The organism is Serratia nevei (genome assembly GCF_024160145.1).
GTDB lineage: Bacteria > Pseudomonadota > Gammaproteobacteria > Enterobacterales > Enterobacteriaceae > Serratia > Serratia nevei_A.
Map to the genome: position 1 here is coordinate 59,019 of NZ_JAMYWQ010000024.1, position 17,191 is coordinate 76,209.

16 protein-coding genes and 1 riboswitch are annotated in these 17,191 nt (G+C 61.5%); of the genes, 6 read left to right on the top strand and 10 right to left on the bottom strand.

Going from position 1 to position 17,191, the window contains the following annotated elements; all coding sequences use genetic code 11:
• Nucleotides 1–12 precede the first annotated feature (12 nt).
• From yqiA to nudF, 4 genes are read right to left on the bottom strand one after another with little or no spacing between them, the layout of a single operon-like run.
• The gene (yqiA, locus tag M6G53_RS16805; RefSeq protein WP_253333123.1) at nt 13–597 is read right to left on the bottom strand and encodes an esterase YqiA; all 585 of its coding nucleotides are present in this window, start codon (nt 595–597) and stop codon (nt 13–15) included.
• Nucleotides 597–1,424: a 3',5'-cyclic-AMP phosphodiesterase gene (gene cpdA, locus M6G53_RS16810; RefSeq protein WP_253333126.1), complete on the bottom strand. Its 828-nt coding sequence runs from the start codon at nt 1,422–1,424 to the stop codon at nt 597–599. The genes yqiA and cpdA overlap by 1 nt, the downstream gene beginning before the upstream one ends.
• A 27-nt stretch (nt 1,425–1,451) precedes the next feature.
• Entirely contained in the window at nt 1,452–1,877 is a 426-nt protein-coding gene (locus M6G53_RS16815) for a DUF1249 family protein (RefSeq protein ID WP_004937244.1), read from the bottom strand.
• Nucleotides 1,877–2,509: an ADP-ribose diphosphatase gene (gene nudF, locus M6G53_RS16820; protein WP_253333128.1), complete on the bottom strand. Its 633-nt coding sequence runs from the start codon at nt 2,507–2,509 to the stop codon at nt 1,877–1,879. Before nudF ends, M6G53_RS16815 begins: the two co-directional genes overlap by 1 nt.
• 347 nt (nt 2,510–2,856) lie before the next feature.
• Here nudF and tolC point away from each other — a divergent pair, with 347 nt between their 5' ends.
• Together tolC and dhaR are read left to right on the top strand one after the other, a co-directional pair.
• Nucleotides 2,857–4,362, top strand: a complete 1,506-nt coding sequence (gene tolC, locus M6G53_RS16825) for an outer membrane channel protein TolC (RefSeq protein ID WP_253333130.1) — start codon at nt 2,857–2,859, stop codon at nt 4,360–4,362.
• 150 nt (nt 4,363–4,512) lie between these two features.
• Complete coding sequence (gene dhaR / locus M6G53_RS16830) at nt 4,513–6,462, top strand: dihydroxyacetone kinase operon transcriptional regulator DhaR (RefSeq protein ID WP_253333132.1); 1,950 nt, start codon at nt 4,513–4,515, stop codon at nt 6,460–6,462.
• A gap of 4 nt (nt 6,463–6,466) precedes the next feature.
• Here dhaR and dhaM read toward each other — a convergent pair whose 3' ends face one another.
• Genes dhaM through M6G53_RS16850 form a run of 4 tightly spaced genes read right to left on the bottom strand, consistent with a single transcriptional unit; the run spans nt 6,467 to nt 10,773 of the window.
• Entirely contained in the window at nt 6,467–7,897 is a 1,431-nt protein-coding gene (dhaM, locus tag M6G53_RS16835) for a dihydroxyacetone kinase phosphoryl donor subunit DhaM (RefSeq protein WP_253333135.1), read from the bottom strand.
• Nucleotides 7,898–7,908: 11 nt separating this feature from the next.
• Nucleotides 7,909–8,541: a dihydroxyacetone kinase subunit DhaL gene (dhaL, locus tag M6G53_RS16840; protein ID WP_253333137.1), complete on the bottom strand. Its 633-nt coding sequence runs from the start codon at nt 8,539–8,541 to the stop codon at nt 7,909–7,911.
• A 9-nt stretch (nt 8,542–8,550) separates the two neighbouring features.
• A complete protein-coding gene (gene dhaK, locus M6G53_RS16845) occupies nt 8,551–9,621 on the bottom strand; it encodes a dihydroxyacetone kinase subunit DhaK (protein ID WP_253333139.1) in 1,071 nt (356 codons plus the stop codon).
• Nucleotides 9,622–9,672: 51 nt separating this feature from the next.
• Nucleotides 9,673–10,773, bottom strand: a complete 1,101-nt coding sequence (locus tag M6G53_RS16850) for a glycerol dehydrogenase (RefSeq protein WP_060424753.1) — start codon at nt 10,771–10,773, stop codon at nt 9,673–9,675.
• 353 nt (nt 10,774–11,126) lie between these two features.
• On the opposite strand from M6G53_RS16850, the gene M6G53_RS16855 reads away from it, so the two are divergent.
• Together M6G53_RS16855 and M6G53_RS16860 are read left to right on the top strand one after the other, a co-directional pair.
• Nucleotides 11,127–11,795 (top strand): DUF1190 family protein, encoded by a 669-nt coding sequence (locus M6G53_RS16855; protein ID WP_033644601.1) that lies wholly within the window; start codon nt 11,127–11,129, stop codon nt 11,793–11,795.
• 3 nt (nt 11,796–11,798) lie between these two features.
• Nucleotides 11,799–12,959, top strand: coding sequence for a glutathionylspermidine synthase family protein (locus tag M6G53_RS16860; RefSeq protein ID WP_253333140.1), 1,161 nt, complete (start codon nt 11,799–11,801; stop codon nt 12,957–12,959).
• Between the two features lie 47 nt (nt 12,960–13,006).
• On the opposite strand, the gene ygiD is transcribed toward M6G53_RS16860, so the two are convergent.
• Nucleotides 13,007–13,789 carry a 4,5-DOPA-extradiol-dioxygenase gene (ygiD, locus tag M6G53_RS16865; RefSeq protein ID WP_253333142.1) on the bottom strand — a complete coding sequence of 261 codons (783 nt, stop codon included), beginning with the start codon at nt 13,787–13,789 and terminating at the stop codon, nt 13,007–13,009.
• A gap of 323 nt (nt 13,790–14,112) precedes the next feature.
• Here ygiD and M6G53_RS16870 point away from each other — a divergent pair, with 323 nt between their 5' ends.
• Nucleotides 14,113–15,645 carry an alkaline phosphatase gene (locus tag M6G53_RS16870; RefSeq protein ID WP_253333144.1) on the top strand — a complete coding sequence of 511 codons (1,533 nt, stop codon included), beginning with the start codon at nt 14,113–14,115 and terminating at the stop codon, nt 15,643–15,645.
• Between the two features lie 53 nt (nt 15,646–15,698).
• Here M6G53_RS16870 and ribB read toward each other — a convergent pair whose 3' ends face one another.
• Nucleotides 15,699–16,352, bottom strand: a complete 654-nt coding sequence (gene ribB, locus M6G53_RS16875) for a 3,4-dihydroxy-2-butanone-4-phosphate synthase (protein WP_033636071.1) — start codon at nt 16,350–16,352, stop codon at nt 15,699–15,701.
• 109 nt (nt 16,353–16,461) lie between these two features.
• Nucleotides 16,462–16,622, bottom strand: a riboswitch (FMN riboswitch).
• Nucleotides 16,623–16,767: 145 nt separating this feature from the next.
• Between ribB and ubiK the strand changes: the two genes are divergently transcribed.
• Complete coding sequence (ubiK, locus tag M6G53_RS16880) at nt 16,768–17,043, top strand: ubiquinone biosynthesis accessory factor UbiK (protein ID WP_004937216.1); 276 nt, start codon at nt 16,768–16,770, stop codon at nt 17,041–17,043.
• The last annotated feature ends 148 nt before the right edge of the window (nt 17,044–17,191 follow it).

A 17,191-nucleotide genomic window follows, 5' to 3' on the forward strand; every position in this document is an offset into this window, starting at 1 on the left:
CGGAACGGTCCGTCAGACCGCGTTTAGCCCTAAAAAATCCACAATCTGGGGGAAGTAGTGCTCGAAACCGACGAAGGCGTGGTTTCCACCCGACTCCACCGTTTGCCGACACGCAGTGTAATACGCCACTGCCTGGCCGTAATCGAGAATTTCATCGCCCGTTTGCTGCAGCAGCCAGATTAAATCCGGCGACTCCAAGGGATCGATCTGCATCACTTTCAGATCGTAAACGTGACGTGACTCTAACACATATTGCTGGCCGGTGTAGGGGTTCTCGTTGGCACCGAGATAGTCGACCAGCAGTTCAAACGGCTTGACCGCCGGGTTGACCACCACCGCCGGCAGCGAAAAACACTGGGACAGCCAGGTAGCGTAATAGCCGCCCAGCGAGGAGCCCACCAGGCCGAGCGTTTGGCCGGCGCGCTCCAGCACCAGATTCTCCAGCATCTCGGCGGCCTGCGCCGGAAAAGCCGGCAGCTGCGGCACCAGCATCTGGATATCGGGATGGTGCTCGGCCAGCCAGGCCTTGAAGGCCACCGCCTTGGCCGACTGCGGCGAACTGTTGAAACCGTGCAGGTAGAGCAGTGTCGAAGGCATCAGTATCCATCCGAGTCCATATCGGGGCGGAAATCGTCGTTTTCCAGGCGGAACACCTGCGTCTCGACGCGGCCGTCCGGCAGCAGATCGAGGTAACGCCAGCCGGGAGAGACGTCGTCGATGGTAAAGTTAGTGCAGTGCGGCTTGAATTGCACGCAGGTGGACGGCGTCGCCAACAGGCGCCGGCCCTGCCATTCCAGATCCAGATCCTGGTGAATATGCCCGCAAACCACGGTATTCACCTTCGGGTAGCGCAGCAGGATCGCGCCCAGCATATGCGGGTTGCGCAGGCTGTGCTGATCGAGCCAGGTACAGCCGGAAGGCAGCGGATGATGGTGCAACAGCAACAGCGTATAGCGCTCGGGGTGAGCCTGCAGGCAGCGCTCCATCCATTCGAGCTGGTATTCGCTCAATTCGCCGTGCGGTACGCCGAATACCTGGCTGTCCAGCATCAGCACCTGCCAGCTGTCGCCCAGCAGCACCTGCTTGGAAGGCGCGATGCCGGCGGCGGCCAGCGCGTCGACCATTGCCGGTTGAAAATCGTGGTTGCCCGGCAGCCACACGCACGGGGCCGGCAGTTGCGCGATGCCGTCGGCGAAGTGGTGGTACGCCTCCAGCGAATGATCCTGCGCCAAATCTCCCGTGGCGACGATCAGATCGACATCGCGGCCCTGCGCCTGGATGGCGTCCAGCACCGCGTGATAGCTGCGATAGGTATTGATGCCGAGCAACGTCTCGTGTTCGCCGGCAAAAAGGTGGGTATCTGTTATTTGTAGAATCCTGACCGCAGCCCCACTCGCCACGGGCAGTTTAAACAGGCTTTCCAAATGGTGTCCTTTGTTATTTCAGTCTGTCTAACAAACCGGAACCGCCATCGCTCCATGCGCCAAACAGTAGCGCAGCCAATCAGCAAGAAACTGGTTAATTTGATGCTTTTCGTCGCGTTGATGCAACTTTTTATTAGGATAATCATAACGCGCTTTAAAGCGGTAGATCTGCTGACTGGAACACACTTCCGCAACCATGGCGTCATGGTACAAGCGCACCGTCATCGCGGGCAGGCTCCAGTAGCTGACCGCCGGAAAGATCTGCTCGATCTCCACCAGCGACGTGTAACGCGTGGACTCAACGATGGTCAAACGATAGCCGGCGCCGTTCACCTGATAAGTCACCGTTTCGCCCGCTTCGTCGTTGCGCGGCAGCAAGCGGCGCAATTGCGCGAAGTTGGTTTCGCACAATCTCATCATTTCGGGGAAATCAGGGGTATAGCGCTGTTTCATTAGTTGGCCCACTCTTTTCTCAACGATTCATGGTGCAACGCCAGCCATTGCAATGCAATCACTGATGCGGCGTTATCGATCGCGCCCTCTTCAACCCAGCGGTAAGCCTGTTCGCGGCTGACCACGTGGACGCGGATGTCTTCATGCTCTTCCGCCAGGCCGTGGATGCCTTCGGCGGTGCCGGCGTCCACTTCGCCGACCATGATCGACAGGCGTTCGCTGGTGCCGCCGGGGCTGGCCAGATAGCTCAGCACCGGTTTGCAGCGCCCGACCACCACGCCGGCCTCTTCCTGCGCTTCGCGGCGGCACACGTCTTCCACGCTTTCGCCGGTTTCGATCATACCCGCCACCATTTCCAGCAGCCAGGGCGAATTACTGGTATCGACCGCGGCGATGCGCAGTTGTTCAATCAGCACGACTTCATCACGCACCGGATCGTAGGGCAGCAGCACCGCCGCATGGCCGCGCTCGAAAATTTCACGTGTGATTTCAGGACTCATTTCGCCATTGAACAAGCGATGGCGAAACCGGTATAAATTGAGTGAAAAAAACCCACGGTACAGCGTCTCGCGTGCAATAATTTCTACATCTTTTTTATCGAAAGTGACGGGCGACGGCTGCAAACGGTTCATGTGCGAATTCTCCTGCGTGAGTATGCCGATAAAATAAACGGTTTTGATGACAGAAACAGCGGGACTTTCTGCCGCGGCTTTATGTTAGGCTGTTTTTCGCCGCCGGATGCGGCGCGTTTGTGCGCTCGCAGGTAATAGTGGGAAACAATCCGGATTGTCAGCCATAATATCAGCTGCAGCCGACCCGGGCAGTACACCAAGGTAAATGGGCGGTCTGAAAGGTAAAAGTTACGTGAGATGGCACATTCAGCCACCTGATGCGTACCGCAGACTCTGCTAGAATCGGCAACTATTTCGTCTATCGTCAGCGCTAACATAGCAATATTGCTGCACAACAAGGAATGCAAATGAAGAAACTGCTCCCCCTTCTTATCGGACTGAGCCTGGGCGGCTTCAGTGCAATGAGCCAGGCAGAGAACCTGCTGCAGGTCTACAAACAGGCCAGGGAAAGTAACCCGGATCTGCGTAAAAGTGCTGCTGACCGCGACGCCGCATTCGAAAAGATCAATGAAGCGCGCAGCCCGCTGCTGCCGCAGCTCGGCGTGAGCGCCGGTTACAATTACAACAACGGCTACCGCGACAGCAACGGTATCAACAGCAATGTGACCAACGCGTCGCTCACGTTGACCCAAACCATCTTCGACATGTCGATTTGGCGCCAACTGTCGCTGCAGGAAAAAACCGCCGGCATCTCCGACGTCACTTTCCAGACTGCGGAACAGCAGCTGATTCTCAACACCGCCACCGCCTATTTCAACGTGCTGAGCGCCATTGACACGCTCTCCTATACCCAGGCGAACAAACAAGCGGTCTATCGCACGCTGGATCAAACCACCCAGCGCTTCAACGTGGGCCTGGTGGCGATCACCGACGTACAGAACGCCCGTTCCGCCTACGATACCGTGCTGGCGGCCGAAGTGACCGCCCGCAACAACCTGGACAACGCGCTGGAAGCGCTGCGCCAGATCACCGGCACCTTCTACCCGGAGCTGTCGTCGTTGAATACCGACGCTTTCAGCACCAAACGCCCGGAAGCGGTGAACAACCTGCTGAAAGAAGCGGAAGCGCGTAACCTGAGCCTGCTGTCCGCCCGCCTGAGCCAGGATCTGGCTCGCGAGCAAATCCGTGCGGCACAGACCGGCTACATGCCGACGGTCAACCTGAATGCGTCGACCGGGATCACCAACACCCGCTACAACGGTTCCGCAACCGGCGATAACACCCGCTTCGGCAACTCCGACGCCGGCCAAAACCAGGTCGGCGTGTCGGTAAGCCTGCCGCTGTACAGCGGCGGTGCGACCAACTCGCAGGTACAACAGGCGCAATACGGCTTCGTCGGCGCCAGCGAACAGCTGGAAAGCGCCCACCGCAGCGTAGTGCAGACCGTGCGTTCGTCCTTCAACAACGTCAACGCCTCGATCAGCAGCATCAACGCCTACAAACAGGCGGTGATCTCCGCGCAAAGCTCGCTGGATGCGATGGAAGCCGGCTACCAGGTTGGCACCCGCACCATCGTCGACGTGCTGAACGCCACCAGTACCCTGTATGACGCCAAGCAGCAGCTTTCCAGCGCGCGTTATACCTACCTGATCAACCAGCTGAACATCAAGTCGGCGCTCGGCACCCTGAACCAAAACGATCTGCTGACGCTGAACGGCGCGTTGGGCAAACCGGTGGCGACCGCACCTGACGCCGTCGCGCCACAGAACCGTGCTCAGGACGCCTATGCGGACGGCTACCAGGACAACGCGCCGATGCAGCAGGTCGCCGCGCCGGCACCAAGCGCCACCCGTACTGCGGCGCCAGCCGTCAGCCAACCGGCTCGCAACAGCGGCAATCCATTCCGCAACTGATGCACGCGCGTTGATAAATACGGGGTCCGGCCTACGCCGCACCCCGTTTTTTTTGCGCAGATTTCCCCGCTTCTGCCCGCCGCCTCACAGCCGCCGCGGCGCCAGGTGGTATCATCGTCATTCTGGTTTTCGCAGTCTGGATGAGCTCCGATGGACAACGATTCACGCTGGCAGCGTTTGATTAACGACGGCGAACTGCCGCCGCCGCTGCGCCCCGCGCAGGCGATTTATGCCTCCTGGCTGCGCTGCCGCAGCCTGATGCAGCCCGGCGTTTGGCAAGCGCCGCACCGCGCGCAGGGCGCCACTTTCGAATCGATTTGCCGCCGTAAGAACGACCTGCTGACGCTCGGCCAGGCGGCGCTGGAAGACGCCTGCGAATACATGGAGCCGCGCCGTTGCCTGCTGATGATCCTCGACGAGAGCGGCTGCATGCTGTGGCACTGCGGCGACGCCCAAACCTGGGAGCTTTTGCAGCCATTGGGATTCGCCCCCGGCGCTTACTGGGCCGAGGGGCAGATCGGCACCAATGCCCCGGCGCTGGCGGCGGCGGAAGGCCACCCGGTGCGGGTGAGCGGCGAAGAGCACGTGCGCCGGGCGCTGCACGGCTGGTCGTTCTGCGCGACGCCGGTCTACGACAACAGCGGCCGCCAACGCGGCTCGATCGCGTTGGGCTGCCTGCTGGCCGACTGCGCCGCCGGCGATCTGTCGCTGACGCTGGCCATCGCCCGCGAAATCGGCAACTCGCTGAACGCCGACGGCCTGCTGGCGGAATCCAATCGCCATCTGAATCAGCTTTACGGTCTGCTGGACGGCGTGGACGACGGCGTCATGGCCTGGGATCACCGTGGCTACCTGCAATACATCAACCAGCGCGCCGCCGGCCTGCTGAAGCTGGACGAGCAACAGAGCCAGGGCAAACCGCTGGCGCAGCTGCTGACGCTGCCCGCCCTGCTCAAGCGCGCCATCGCCGACCGGCAACCGCTGCAACACGTCGAAGTCACCTTCGAAAGCCAACGGCAGTTTATCGCCGCCTTACTGACGCTAAAGCCGATTTTCGACGGCGATCGCTGCAGTTTCATCGCCCTGCTGCACCCGCTCGAACGTCTGCGCCAATATGTCAGCAGCCAGTTGGGACGCGTCAACCACAGCTTCGAGCAGATGCCCTCCGCCTCGCTGGAGATGCGGCGGCTGATCCGTTACGGGCAACAGGCGGCCAAAGGCCAGCATCCTATCCTGCTGCGCGGGGAGGAAGGCGTCGGCAAAGAGCTGCTCAGCCAGGCTATTCACAACGCCGGCGAACGCGCCGCCGGGCCGTATATTGCTCTAAACTGCCAGCTGTTGCCCGAGGCGCAGGGGCTGCGTGAACTGCTGGGCAGCGACGCCAGCGAAGAAGAGGCGGGCCAACTCAGCAAATTCGAATTGGCCAACGGCGGCACGCTGTACCTCGAACAGATCGAATACCTGCCTGCGGAGATGCAGTCGGCGTTGCTGCAGGTGCTGAAAACCGGCGTGGTGATCCGCCTCAACTCCAGCCGGGTGATCCCGGTCGATGTGCGGGTGATCGCCGGCAGCGCCGCCGATCTGCCGCTGCTGGTGCAGCAAAACCGCTTCCGCCGCCAGCTGTTTTACAGCCTGCAGGCGTTCGAGATCCAGATCCCGCCGCTGCGCCAGCGGCTGAGCGATATTCCGCTGCTGGTCAAACACCATCTGCGCGCGCTGGAGCAACATTTTCAGTGTCGCTTTCGGGTGGATGACGAAGTGATGGCCCAGCTGGCGCTCTACCTGTGGCCGGGCAACGATTTGGAACTGAAAGGGGTGGTGGAACGCGCGGCGATGATCTGCCACGGCCACCACATTCAGCTGGCGGATCTGCCGGCGCACCTGCTCGGCCAACCGTCGCTGCTGGAAAGCGATCCCCAGCCCGGCGCGCCGCTGTTGACGCTGGCAGACATGGAGCGCCAGGCGATCCTGCGCGCGGCGACCGTCAGCCGCGGCCAGCTGACGGAGATGGCGCAGCTGCTGGGCATCGGCCGCACCACGCTGTGGCGCAAGATCAAACAGCACCGGATCGAGATCCGCCAGTTCAAGCTGCGCGCCTGAATGCCTAGTGGCTGAGCTGCAATACCCCGCGCGCGGCGTCCAGCATCGCTTTCTGCCCGCTGCGGGTTTTGCTCAGGCAATCCTGCATGCCGACCACCATCGGGATACCCATCGCCTTCGCCAGAATGGCGCTGTGCGACAGGGCATTGCCGCCGCTCAGGCAGATGCCGAGCACCAGCCGCCTGTCGAGCATCACCACCGCCGAAGGCATCAGTTCGTCCATCACCAGGATCGACGGCTCCGCCAGCGCAACAGCCGGTAGCAGCAGCCCCTGCAGATGGCACAGCGTGCGGCGCAGCATGTCGCGCACGTCCAGTTCGCGCGCGCGCATGTAGTCGTCATCCAATTCGCGGTACTCTTCGGCGATCGCCTCCAGCACCTGTCGCCAGGCCTGTTCGGCGCTGCACAACTGCTGCGCGATGCGGGTATAAGCCGCCTGCTGCAGATCCGGATCGTCCAGCAGCATGCTGTGGGCGCCGAAGATCGCCGCCTGCGGCTTGCCGATCAGCGTGCCGGTACGTTCCGCCAGCCGGTTCAGATCGCTCAGCGTGTGCTGTAGCGCCTCCCGCAGGCGTTGCTGTTCGCCCAACACTTCGTCCGCGCCAATCCGCCGCTCGGCGATTGGCGGCCAGAAGCTATGAGCCTGGAACACCGGCCCGCTGGTGACGCTTTCCGCCACCGGAATGCCATGCAGCGAAGGCTGCTGCCGCTCGGAAACCGTCTCGCCGAAGTGTTGTTCCGCCAGCGCTTTGAACGCCGCCAGCGCTTCGTCCGCCTGCGCGCCGTCGGCGATCAGGCGAATGGTGTCGCCGTGGCGCACCTGCAGCAGCGCCAGCTGATTAAGGCTGCGCGGATCGACGCACTGCCCCTGCTTTTCCAGCACCAGCTCGGCCTTGAACGGCGCCAACGTCTCGACCAGCCGCGCCGCCGGGCGCGCATGCAGCCCATGCGGGTTTTGCACCGTCCAGGTTGCGCTTTTGCCCTGCGCCAGCGGCAGGGCCGCGCTCTTCGCCGCCGGCGAGGCCTCGCCCAACTGCGCCTGTTTGGCCTGCAGCGCGCCCTGCGCCTCCGCCACCACCTGCTCCAGCGAGGCGCCGGAGTTGGCGGCCACCACCGCAGCCAGCGTGCCTTCAACCAGCGGTGCCGCACACAGCCGCACTTTGGCGGCCAGGTCCGGGTCCAGCAGATCGAGCGCGGTTTCGGCACTGAGCAGCGCGCTGCCCAGATCCATCAATACCAACACGCCGTCGCCGTCGGCGACCGTTTCGATCGCCTCCATCACTTTGACCGCGTCGGTGCCGATCGGGTGTTGCTCGTCATCCACCCCAGCCGCCAGCGCCAGCTTGCAGCCATCGCCGCGCATCATCTGCCGCGCCAGCTGCTCAACGCCGCGCGCCAGCAACGCGCTGTGCGAAACCACCACGAGATTAATCATTTCGCCTCCTGCTAACTGCCGGCGACCTCGGCCAGCGTTTTCATCATCAGCATCACCGAAGTGGCGCCGGGATCCTGGTGGCCGATGCTGCGCTCGCCCAGATAACTGGCCCGCCCCTTGCGCGCCTGCATGGTAATGGTGCTCTCCACCGCCCGCTCGGCGCTGTCGGCGGCGCGCTGCAGCGCCTCCGCCACGCTCAGGTTCCGCTGTGCGGACTGGCCGAGGCTTTCCACCACCGGCCACCAGACGTCGCACATGGTTTTGTCGCCCGGCTCCGCCTTACCGCGCATCACCACGCCTTCCACCCCCTCCTGCATCATCTGCTGCAACTCCGCCAGATCCAGGCTTTGCTTGGCGTTCGCCGCCTGCGCCGCGCGGATGAAGAAGGTGCCGAACAGCGGGCCGCTGGCGCCGCCCACGCTCGACAGCAGCGTCATGCCGGTGTTTTTCAGAATGAAGCCGATATCTTTGTCCGCCACCGACGGCAGCTTTTCCACCACCTTGTTGAAACCGCGATTCATGTTCAAACCGTGGTCGGCATCGCCGATCTCGGTATCCAACCGGGTCAGGAAATCGCGCTCCCGGCTGAACACCTCGCCGCAACGCATCAGCCAATCGACGACCTGTTGTTTGGTCAACGCCATGATTCCTCCTCAGCAACCCCAACGCAGCGCAGGCGTTTTCACCGGCGCATCCCACAAGGACAACAGCTCGTCGTCCACGTTCAACAGCGTGATGGACACGCCCTGCATATCAAGCGAGGTGCAATAAGAGCCCACCAGGTTGCGTTCGATAATGATCCCCGCCTCGGCGCAGCGCTCCGCCAGCCGATGGTACACGCCGTACAGCTCGGACAGCGGCGTGGCGCCCAGGTTGTTGACCAGTGCGATCGCCCGATCGCCGCGCGTCAGCGGCTGCTTGGTTTGCATCTCGTCACGCCACTCGCCCTGCTGACGATCCCAGACGCGGATCGTGCGCTGATAGTGGCCGTGGTCGATCAGCGTATGGAACATGTCGTCCACCGCCGCGTTGAGCGTGGTGAACGGGCGACGCGCAATGCCCGGCTCGCCGTGAATGCCGACGCCGAACTCCATTTCGTTCTCCGCCAGGGTGAACGACGGCTTGCCGGCGGCCGGCACGGTGCAAGCCCCCAGCGCGATGCCGATCGAATGCCCGTGGTTGTTGATGCGATGCCCTAACATCACCACGCTGTCCAAATCGTCGCCGCGCGCCGCGGCGGCACCCAGCAATTTCTCCATCAGCACGGTGTTGGCCACCCCGCGTCGCCCGGCGGTGAACAGGCTGTCCTTGACCGCCACGTCGTCATCCACCAGCACCGTCGCCACCGCGACGCCGCTGTCGTGCAGCAGCTCGGTGGCGGTTTCGAAGTTGAGCACGTCGCCGGTGTAGTTCTTGATCAGCAGCAACACCCCGGCGCCGCCGTCGATCGCCTGACCACACTCGTACATTTTATCCGGCGTCGGCGAGGTGAAAATCTCGCCCGGACAGGCGCCGTCGAGCATCCCTTCGCCGACGAAACCGCAGTGCATCGGCTCATGGCCGCTGCCGCCGCCGGACAGGATCGCCACCTTGCCCGCTACCGGCGCGTCGGCGCGGGTCACGAACACCGGATCCGCGTGCACCAGCAGCTCAGGATGGGCCTCCGCCAACCCCTGCAACTGCTCCTCCAACACCGACTCGACCTGATTGATCAGTTTTTTCACGATGGTTTCCTCTGTAAGAACAGGGGCGCGGCGCACCGCGCCCCAAGGGTATCAATGACGCTGCAGCCAGGCGGCGCCCAGCCTATCCGCCGTCAGGATCGCCGCCTGCACGCCCGCAGGGGTGACCTTGAACGGCATGTTGTGAATGGTTTCGCCGGCGGCGCAGCTGGCCTCGGCCACCGCCATGATCTTCGCCGTCGCATCGCCGGTGACGCCCATCTGCGCCAGCGTGATCGGCAGGCCGATGCCATGACAAAATGCCAGCACGGTTTCAATCTGCGCCATCGGGCTGTTCTGCAGCACCAGCTGCGCCAGGGTGCCGAACGCCACTTTCTCGCCGTGATACAGGTGGTGGCACTCCTCCAGCACGGTAAAACCGTTGTGAATGGCGTGTGCCGCCGCCAGCCCGCTGCTCTCGAAGCCGATGCCGCTCAGATAGGTATTGGCCTCAATGATGCGCTCCACCGCTTCCGTCACCACGCCGGCCTCGACCGCCAGTTTGGCTTTCACCCCTTCCGCCAGCAGCGTGTCATAACACAGCCGCGCCAGGCTGAGCGCCGCCAGCGTCGATTTGCCGCCGGCCATGCTGGTGGCCTGGGCGTCGAAACAGGCCTGGGCTTCGAAATAGGTGGAGAGCGCGTCGCCCATGCCGGCCACCAGCAGGCGCACCGGCGCTTTGGCGATGATGGCGCTGTCCATCACCACCATGTCCGGGTTGCGCGGGTAAATCAGGTATTCGGCGAATTCGCCCTGTTCGGTGTAGAGAACCGACAGCGCGCTGGTCGGCGCATCGGTGGAGGCGATGGTGGGAATGAGCACCACCGGCAGTTGTTGGTAGTGCGCCACGGCCTTGGCGGTGTCGAGCGTCTTGCCGCCGCCGACGCCGATCACGCCGCGGCAGCCGTGAGCCTGCAACTCATGGCCGAGCCGGTCTATCTCTTTGCGGCAGCATTCGCCGTTGAAGCGGGCCGCGTGATGTTTCACCCCGTGCTGCTGCAGGCTGCCCATCAGGGTGTCGCCCGCCAGCTGCATCACGAAGTCGTCGGCGATCACCAGGTAGTGATCGGCGAGGGATTTGGCGTATTCGCCAACGGCGGCCAGCGCATTGGCGCCCTGAATATATTTACCTGGTGACTGGATGATTCTCAACATAACCGGATCCTTGTAGGGAGTTGGCGATGGTAACGTTCAGATATCAGGTGATGGCACGCCGACTTCGCCGCCGGCTTGTTGTTGTGCTTCGACTATGAGCCCCTGCCGCCCGCCTGGCGAGCCTCGCGATTTATGTTCCATTATGGAACATCATCATAGCGATAACGTTTCATGATGAAACGCCAACGCGCATTTTTTCGCCGCGAAAGCGAACTGGCGCACACCCCAACGTATAACTGCGTAAAGAGTCGATTCTGAGGGCGTTTCAGCTTTAATTTTGACCATCTTTCCCCTATCCTTAGCGCCACTACTGGGAAAGGGCGAAAACAGCCCGCATGATGGGATTGATAACGATGAAACGGACAAAAAACATCAACCAAGAGACGTTCCGCAAATCCTGGCGCAGCTACCGTGTCGCGCCCGTGGCTTTGGCGATCAGCGCCGTCTTTATGCTGGCCGGCTGCGAGAAGAGCGATGAAACGGTCTCCCTGTATCAGAACGCCGATGACTGTTCGCGCGCCAATCCTTCGATGAGCGAGCAGTGCACCACCGCCTACAACAACGCCCTGAAAGAAGCGGCGAAAACCGCGCCGAAATACGCCACCCGCGAAGACTGCGTCGCCGAGTTCGGCGAAGCGCAGTGCACCCAGGCGCCGGCGCCGGCGCAGGCCGGCATGGCGGCGGAATCGCAAAGCAGCGGCAGCTTCTGGATGCCGCTGATGGCGGGCTACATGATGGGCCGTCTGATGGGCGGCTCCGGCTTCGCGCAGCAGCCGCTGTTCACCTCCAAGAACGCCGCCAGCCCGGCGAACGGCAAGTTTGTCGACGCCAGCGGCAAAAGCTACGGCCCGGCTACCGCCGGCGGCCGCACCATGACGGTGCCGAAAACCGCCATGGCGCCGAAGCCTGCGGTCACCAACACCGTGACCCGCGGCGGCTTCGGCGAGACCGTGGCCAAGCAGACCAGCATGCAGCGCAGCAGCGCCACCTCCAACTCCGGCTCTCGCAGCATGGGCGGTTGATGCATGAAACGTATTGCGATTACCGAGCGCCCGGACTGGCGTGAAAAAGCGACCGAGTTCGGTTTCCGTTTCCACACCATGTACGGCGAGCCGTACTGGTGTGAAGACGCCTATTACCAGTTCACGCTGGCGCAGATTGAAGAGATCGAAAGCGCCACCGCCGAACTGCACCAGATGTGCCTGCAGGTAGTGGAAAAAGTGGTCGGCAGCGATGAGCTGATGGCCAAGTTCTGCATACCGAAACACACCTGGGAGTTCGTGCGCAGCTCCTGGCGCACCCAGCAGCCGTCGCTGTATTCGCGCCTCGATCTGGCCTACGACGGCGTCAACCCGCCGAAGCTGCTGGAGAACAACGCCGATACGCCAACCTCGCTGTATGAAGCGGCCTTCTTCCAGTGGCTGTGGCTGGAAGACCAGATCAACGCCGGCAAGCTGGATCCGGAATCGGATCAGTACAACAGCCTGCAGGAGAAGCTGATCGAGCGTTTCGCCGAGCTGAAAGCGCATCATGGCTTCGGCCTGTTGCACCTGGCGTGCTGCCAGGACAGCGAAGAAGATCGCGGCACGGTGCAATATTTGCAGGATTGCGCGCAGGAAGCCGGTCTGCCGACCGAGTTCCTGTTCATGGAAGAGATTGGCCTCGGCGAGAAAGGCCAGTTCACCGATCTGCAGGATCAGGTGATCGGCAACCTGTTCAAGCTCTACCCGTGGGAATTCATGCTGCGCGAGATGTTCTCCACCAAACTGGAAGATGCCGGCGTGCGCTGGCTGGAGCCGGCCTGGAAGAGCATCATCTCCAACAAAGCGCTGCTACCGCTGCTGTGGGAAATGTTCCCGAACCATCCGAACCTGCTGCCGGCTTATTTCGCGCAAGACGCTCATCCGCCGATGGATCATTACGTCACCAAGCCGCTGTTCTCACGCGAAGGCGCCAATATCCAGATCGTCGAAAACGGTCAGGAAGTGGTGCGCGTCGACGGGCCGTACGGTGAAGAAGGCATGATCGTGCAGCAGTTCCATCCGCTGCCGAAGTTCGAAGACAGCTACACGTTAATCGGCAGCTGGCTGGTGAACGATCAGCCTTGCGGCATCGGGCTGCGCGAAGATCGCGAACTGATCACGCAGGATCTGTCGCGCTTCTACCCGCACACCATTCTCGGCTGATCGCCCCGCCGAAGACAAAAACGCCAGTCTCTGACTGGCGTTTTTCTTTAGCCCACCTGCACCGACAGCATGCTCAGCGCTCCCATTTCGATACCGTCGATCGGCACGCTGATGGCTTCTTTGCCATCCCAACTACCGAGCACATACAGCAACGGCAGATAGTGTTCCGGCGTCGGATTCGACAGCGCCGCCCCCTCATGGTGCATGAAGTCCACCAGCGGATGATTATCGCCCCGATAACGCAGGTTATCCCGGACAAAGTTATTGAACGATTCCGCCCACGGGTAGGCGCGGGTATCGCCCTGCCATTTCACCATGCGCAGGTTGTGCACCACGTTGCCACTGGCGACGATCATCACACCCTCATCGCGCAGCGCAGCCAGTTTGCGGCCCAGCTCATAGTGATAGGCTGCCGGCTGCGTCCCGTCGACGCTGAGCTGCACCACCGGGATGTCGGCATTGGGATACATCTTGATCAAGACGCCCCAGGTGCCGTGATCCAGCCCCCACTCGCCGAGATCGGCCGTCACCGGCACCGGCGCCAGAATTTGCTGCAGCTGTGCAGCCAACGCGGGAGAGCCCGGCGCCGGATAACGGGTATCAAACAGCGCCTGCGGGAACCCGCCGAAGTCGTGAATGGTTTTGGGTTTATCCATCGCGGTGACCGCAGTGCCGCGGGTATACCAATGCGCGGAAACTGCCACGATCGCCTTAGGACGCGGCAATGACTCACCCAACGCACGCCATGCCCGGGTGTAGCGGTTGTCTTCCAGCACGTTCATCGGGCTACCGTGGCCAAGAAACAGTGCCGGCATACGAGAGGTGTTCATAGGGCGATCCTTAGTTCAAATTGTGCTATGCCGCTACATTACGCGCTTTGTCGCACCAACACAGCCGGATAACCGTGATGAAGATGTTCAATAAATTTGAATTAAAACCGGAGGAATGCATCGGCAAACAGAAAGATAAAAAAATCATATAATTCAATACATTAATAAGCCACATGAATGCCGTGGCATTACTGCCACACAGATCTAATTTGTGAACAATTTATGTATTTTTTGTTAACGCGATCTATACACTCCTCCTTCAGCCGACGGGCGCAGGCAACCCCGCCGCGCGATGGGAATTACGTCTCACCAAGGAGGAATTCATGTTCAGATTCACACTGGCAACCCGCCTGGCGCTTTCCATATCCTTACTCGCCGGCTGGACGGCAACCGCTGGCGCGGCGGACCAAGCGCCGCTGACGCAGCGCGAAGACCCTTACTTCCTTCAGGCACAAGCTCAGCTGCAACAGCGGCTGAAACAGACGCCAAACACCAACCGCGCCAAAAACGTCATTCTGGTGGTCGGCGACGGCATGGGGTTTTCCACCGTGACCGCCGCCCGCATTTTTGAAGGGCAGCAGCGCGGCGTGGACGGCGAATCCAACGTGCTGGCCTGGGAGGCCTTCCCCTATCTGGCGGCGGCCAAAACCTACTCCGCCGACGCCCAAATCACCGACTCCGCCCCCAGCGCAGTGGCGATGACTACCGGCGTCAAAACCATCAACGATCTGATGGGCCTCAACCATACGGCCACCCTCAACAACTGTGAGGATCAGCAAACCAAGGCCGTCACCACGCTGTGGGAGATGGCCGCAACGCTCGGCATGTCCACCGGCGCCGTGACGACCGCGACCATCACCCACGCCACGCCGGGCGCCACCTATGCCCATATCGCCAACCGCGATTGGGAATCCGACGCCAAAATGCCGGCAGCGGCCCTGGCAGCAGGCTGCCGCGACATTGCGCGCCAACTGGTGGAAATGAAGTACGGCAACGGCCTCAACGTGGCAATGGGCGGCGGGCGCGCCAACTTCCTGCCCGACAGCGTGAGCGACCCGGAATACCCCGGCAAGACAGGCGCCAGAAAGGATGGCCGCGATCTGACGCAGGCCTGGCTACAACGCTATGGCGAGCGAGGACAATACGTATGGAATCAGGCGCAGTTCGACAAAATCGAACCGGGTAAGGTCGATCACCTGTTGGCCCTGTTTGAGCCATCGCACATGAACTTCGAGCACGATCGGCGACAAGACGCGGCAGGAGAACCCTCACTGGCGGAAATGACCGGCACGGCCATCGATATTCTGGCCAGGAATCCCGAAGGCTACCTGCTGATGGTGGAGGGCGGGCGCATCGATCACGGCAGCCATAACGGTAACGCCTACCGCACGCTGAGCGACGCGGTCGCCCTGAACGAGGCGGTGAAAACCATCGTCGACAAGGTCAATCTGGACGAAACCCTGGTCATCGTGACCGGCGATCACAGCCACACGCTGACCATCGCCGGCTATGCCAAGCGGGGTAATCCCATCCTCGGCATTTCCGTGGGGGTCAACGGCAAACCGCTGCTGGGCAGCGACGGCAAGCCTTACACCACCGTCGGCTTCGCCAATGGCCCCGGCGGCACGATCCCGCTGGCCGATCGCCCGGCATTGACCATGGAGCAGGCCACCGCGCCCGATTTCATTCAGCCGGCGCTGGTCCCGCTGAAAAGCGAGACTCACGGCGGGGAAGATCTCGGTATCTACGCCATCGGCCCCTGGGCCCATCTGTTCCAGGGCACGGTGGAGGAGAACTACACCTTCCACGTGATGAATTACGCCAGCCGCATCGGCGAACGCCTGTCCAAACGGTAGCCACAAAAAAAGCCGCGTTACGCGGCTTTTTTATCGTTGAAAGCGGCCGGCTATCAGCTGGCTTTTTTCTCGTGCGCCTGGCGGTAGGCCACCAGATCTTCGATGGTCAGCACCACCATGTCGTGCTGTTTGGCGAAGGCGATCACTTCCGGCGCGTGCGCCATGCTGCCATCGTCATTGGTCAGTTCACACAGCACGCCGGCAGGTTTAAAACCGGCCATGGAGACCAGATCGATGGTCGCTTCGGTGTGGCCGCGACGGCTCAGCACGCCGCCCGGCTGCGCGCGCAGCGGGAACACGTGGCCAGGACGGTTCAGGTCGCTCGGCTTGGCGCTGTCTGCCACCGCCGCCCGGATGGTGGTCAGGCGATCGGAAGCGGAAACCCCGGTGGTCACGCCCTGCGCCGCTTCGATGGTCACGGTGAAGGCGGTCTGGAATTGGCTGGAGTTGTTGGTCACCATCATCGGCAGCTCAAGCTGCTGACGGCGTTCTTCGGTGATGCACAGGCACACGATACCGCTGCCGTGGCGAATGGTCAGCGCCATCTGCTCAACGGTCATGGTTTCCGCGGCAAAGATCATGTCACCTTCGTTTTCACGGTTTTCATCATCGAGCACCATTACGCCGCGCCCGTTGCGCAGTGCGTCAATCGCGCGTTCAACGCGTTCTGTCGGCGTGCCGAAGTCTGAAAGTAGCGTCTGATTCATGGTAAAAAACCTCATTAAAAATTATGGATTACCAGAACCAGGGCGATCTTGAGGAGTAGCTAGCAATAGCTAAAAAAATAACGCAAGCGGGCGCAAGCCCGGCAGATACCGTTACTCTCTCCCATCCGGACTCTAACCGTCGGCCCCGGAATTACACCGGATCTGCTGACCTCTAACCGGCCCTGACAGGCTGGCTGAGCGCTCGCGGGCTTTCACCGTAGAAGGTGATTTACCGCCGGTGGGGACTTTCACCCCGCCCTGAGAATAAGCAGGATGACTATAACGCTAATGGGTAGGCAGGGCAATTGGCAAAAGCACAATTCGGCCACGCACGGCGAATGCGCTTAATGGTTTATCCCGCGGGCAACTCGCATTACACTAAGCGGCAGCTATTAAACTCTGAAAGGGATACGCCATGATTGACCCGAAAAAAATCGAACAAATCGCACGCCAGGTTCATGAGTCCATGCCTAAAGGCGTTCGTGAATTCGGGGAAGACGTTGAGAAAAAAATCCGTCAGGTCCTGCAGTCGCAGCTGACCCGCCTGGATTTGGTTAACCGCGAAGAGTTCGACGTACAGACTCAGGTGCTGTTGCGCACCCGCGAGAAGCTGGCGCTGTTGGAACAGCGCATGGCCGAGCTGGAAAGCAAGCTGAGCGCGGCACCGGCCGCCAAACAGGAAGACGAATAATTCCCGCCAAGGGCGCGCACCTGAACTGCACCCCAAATGTTGGACACATCTGACATTTGGAGGTGCAGCTTTATGAAGTATTCACTGCAAGACAAACTCAATGCCGTCCGGTATTACCTTGCCGGGCTTGGCAGCCAACGGCAGACCG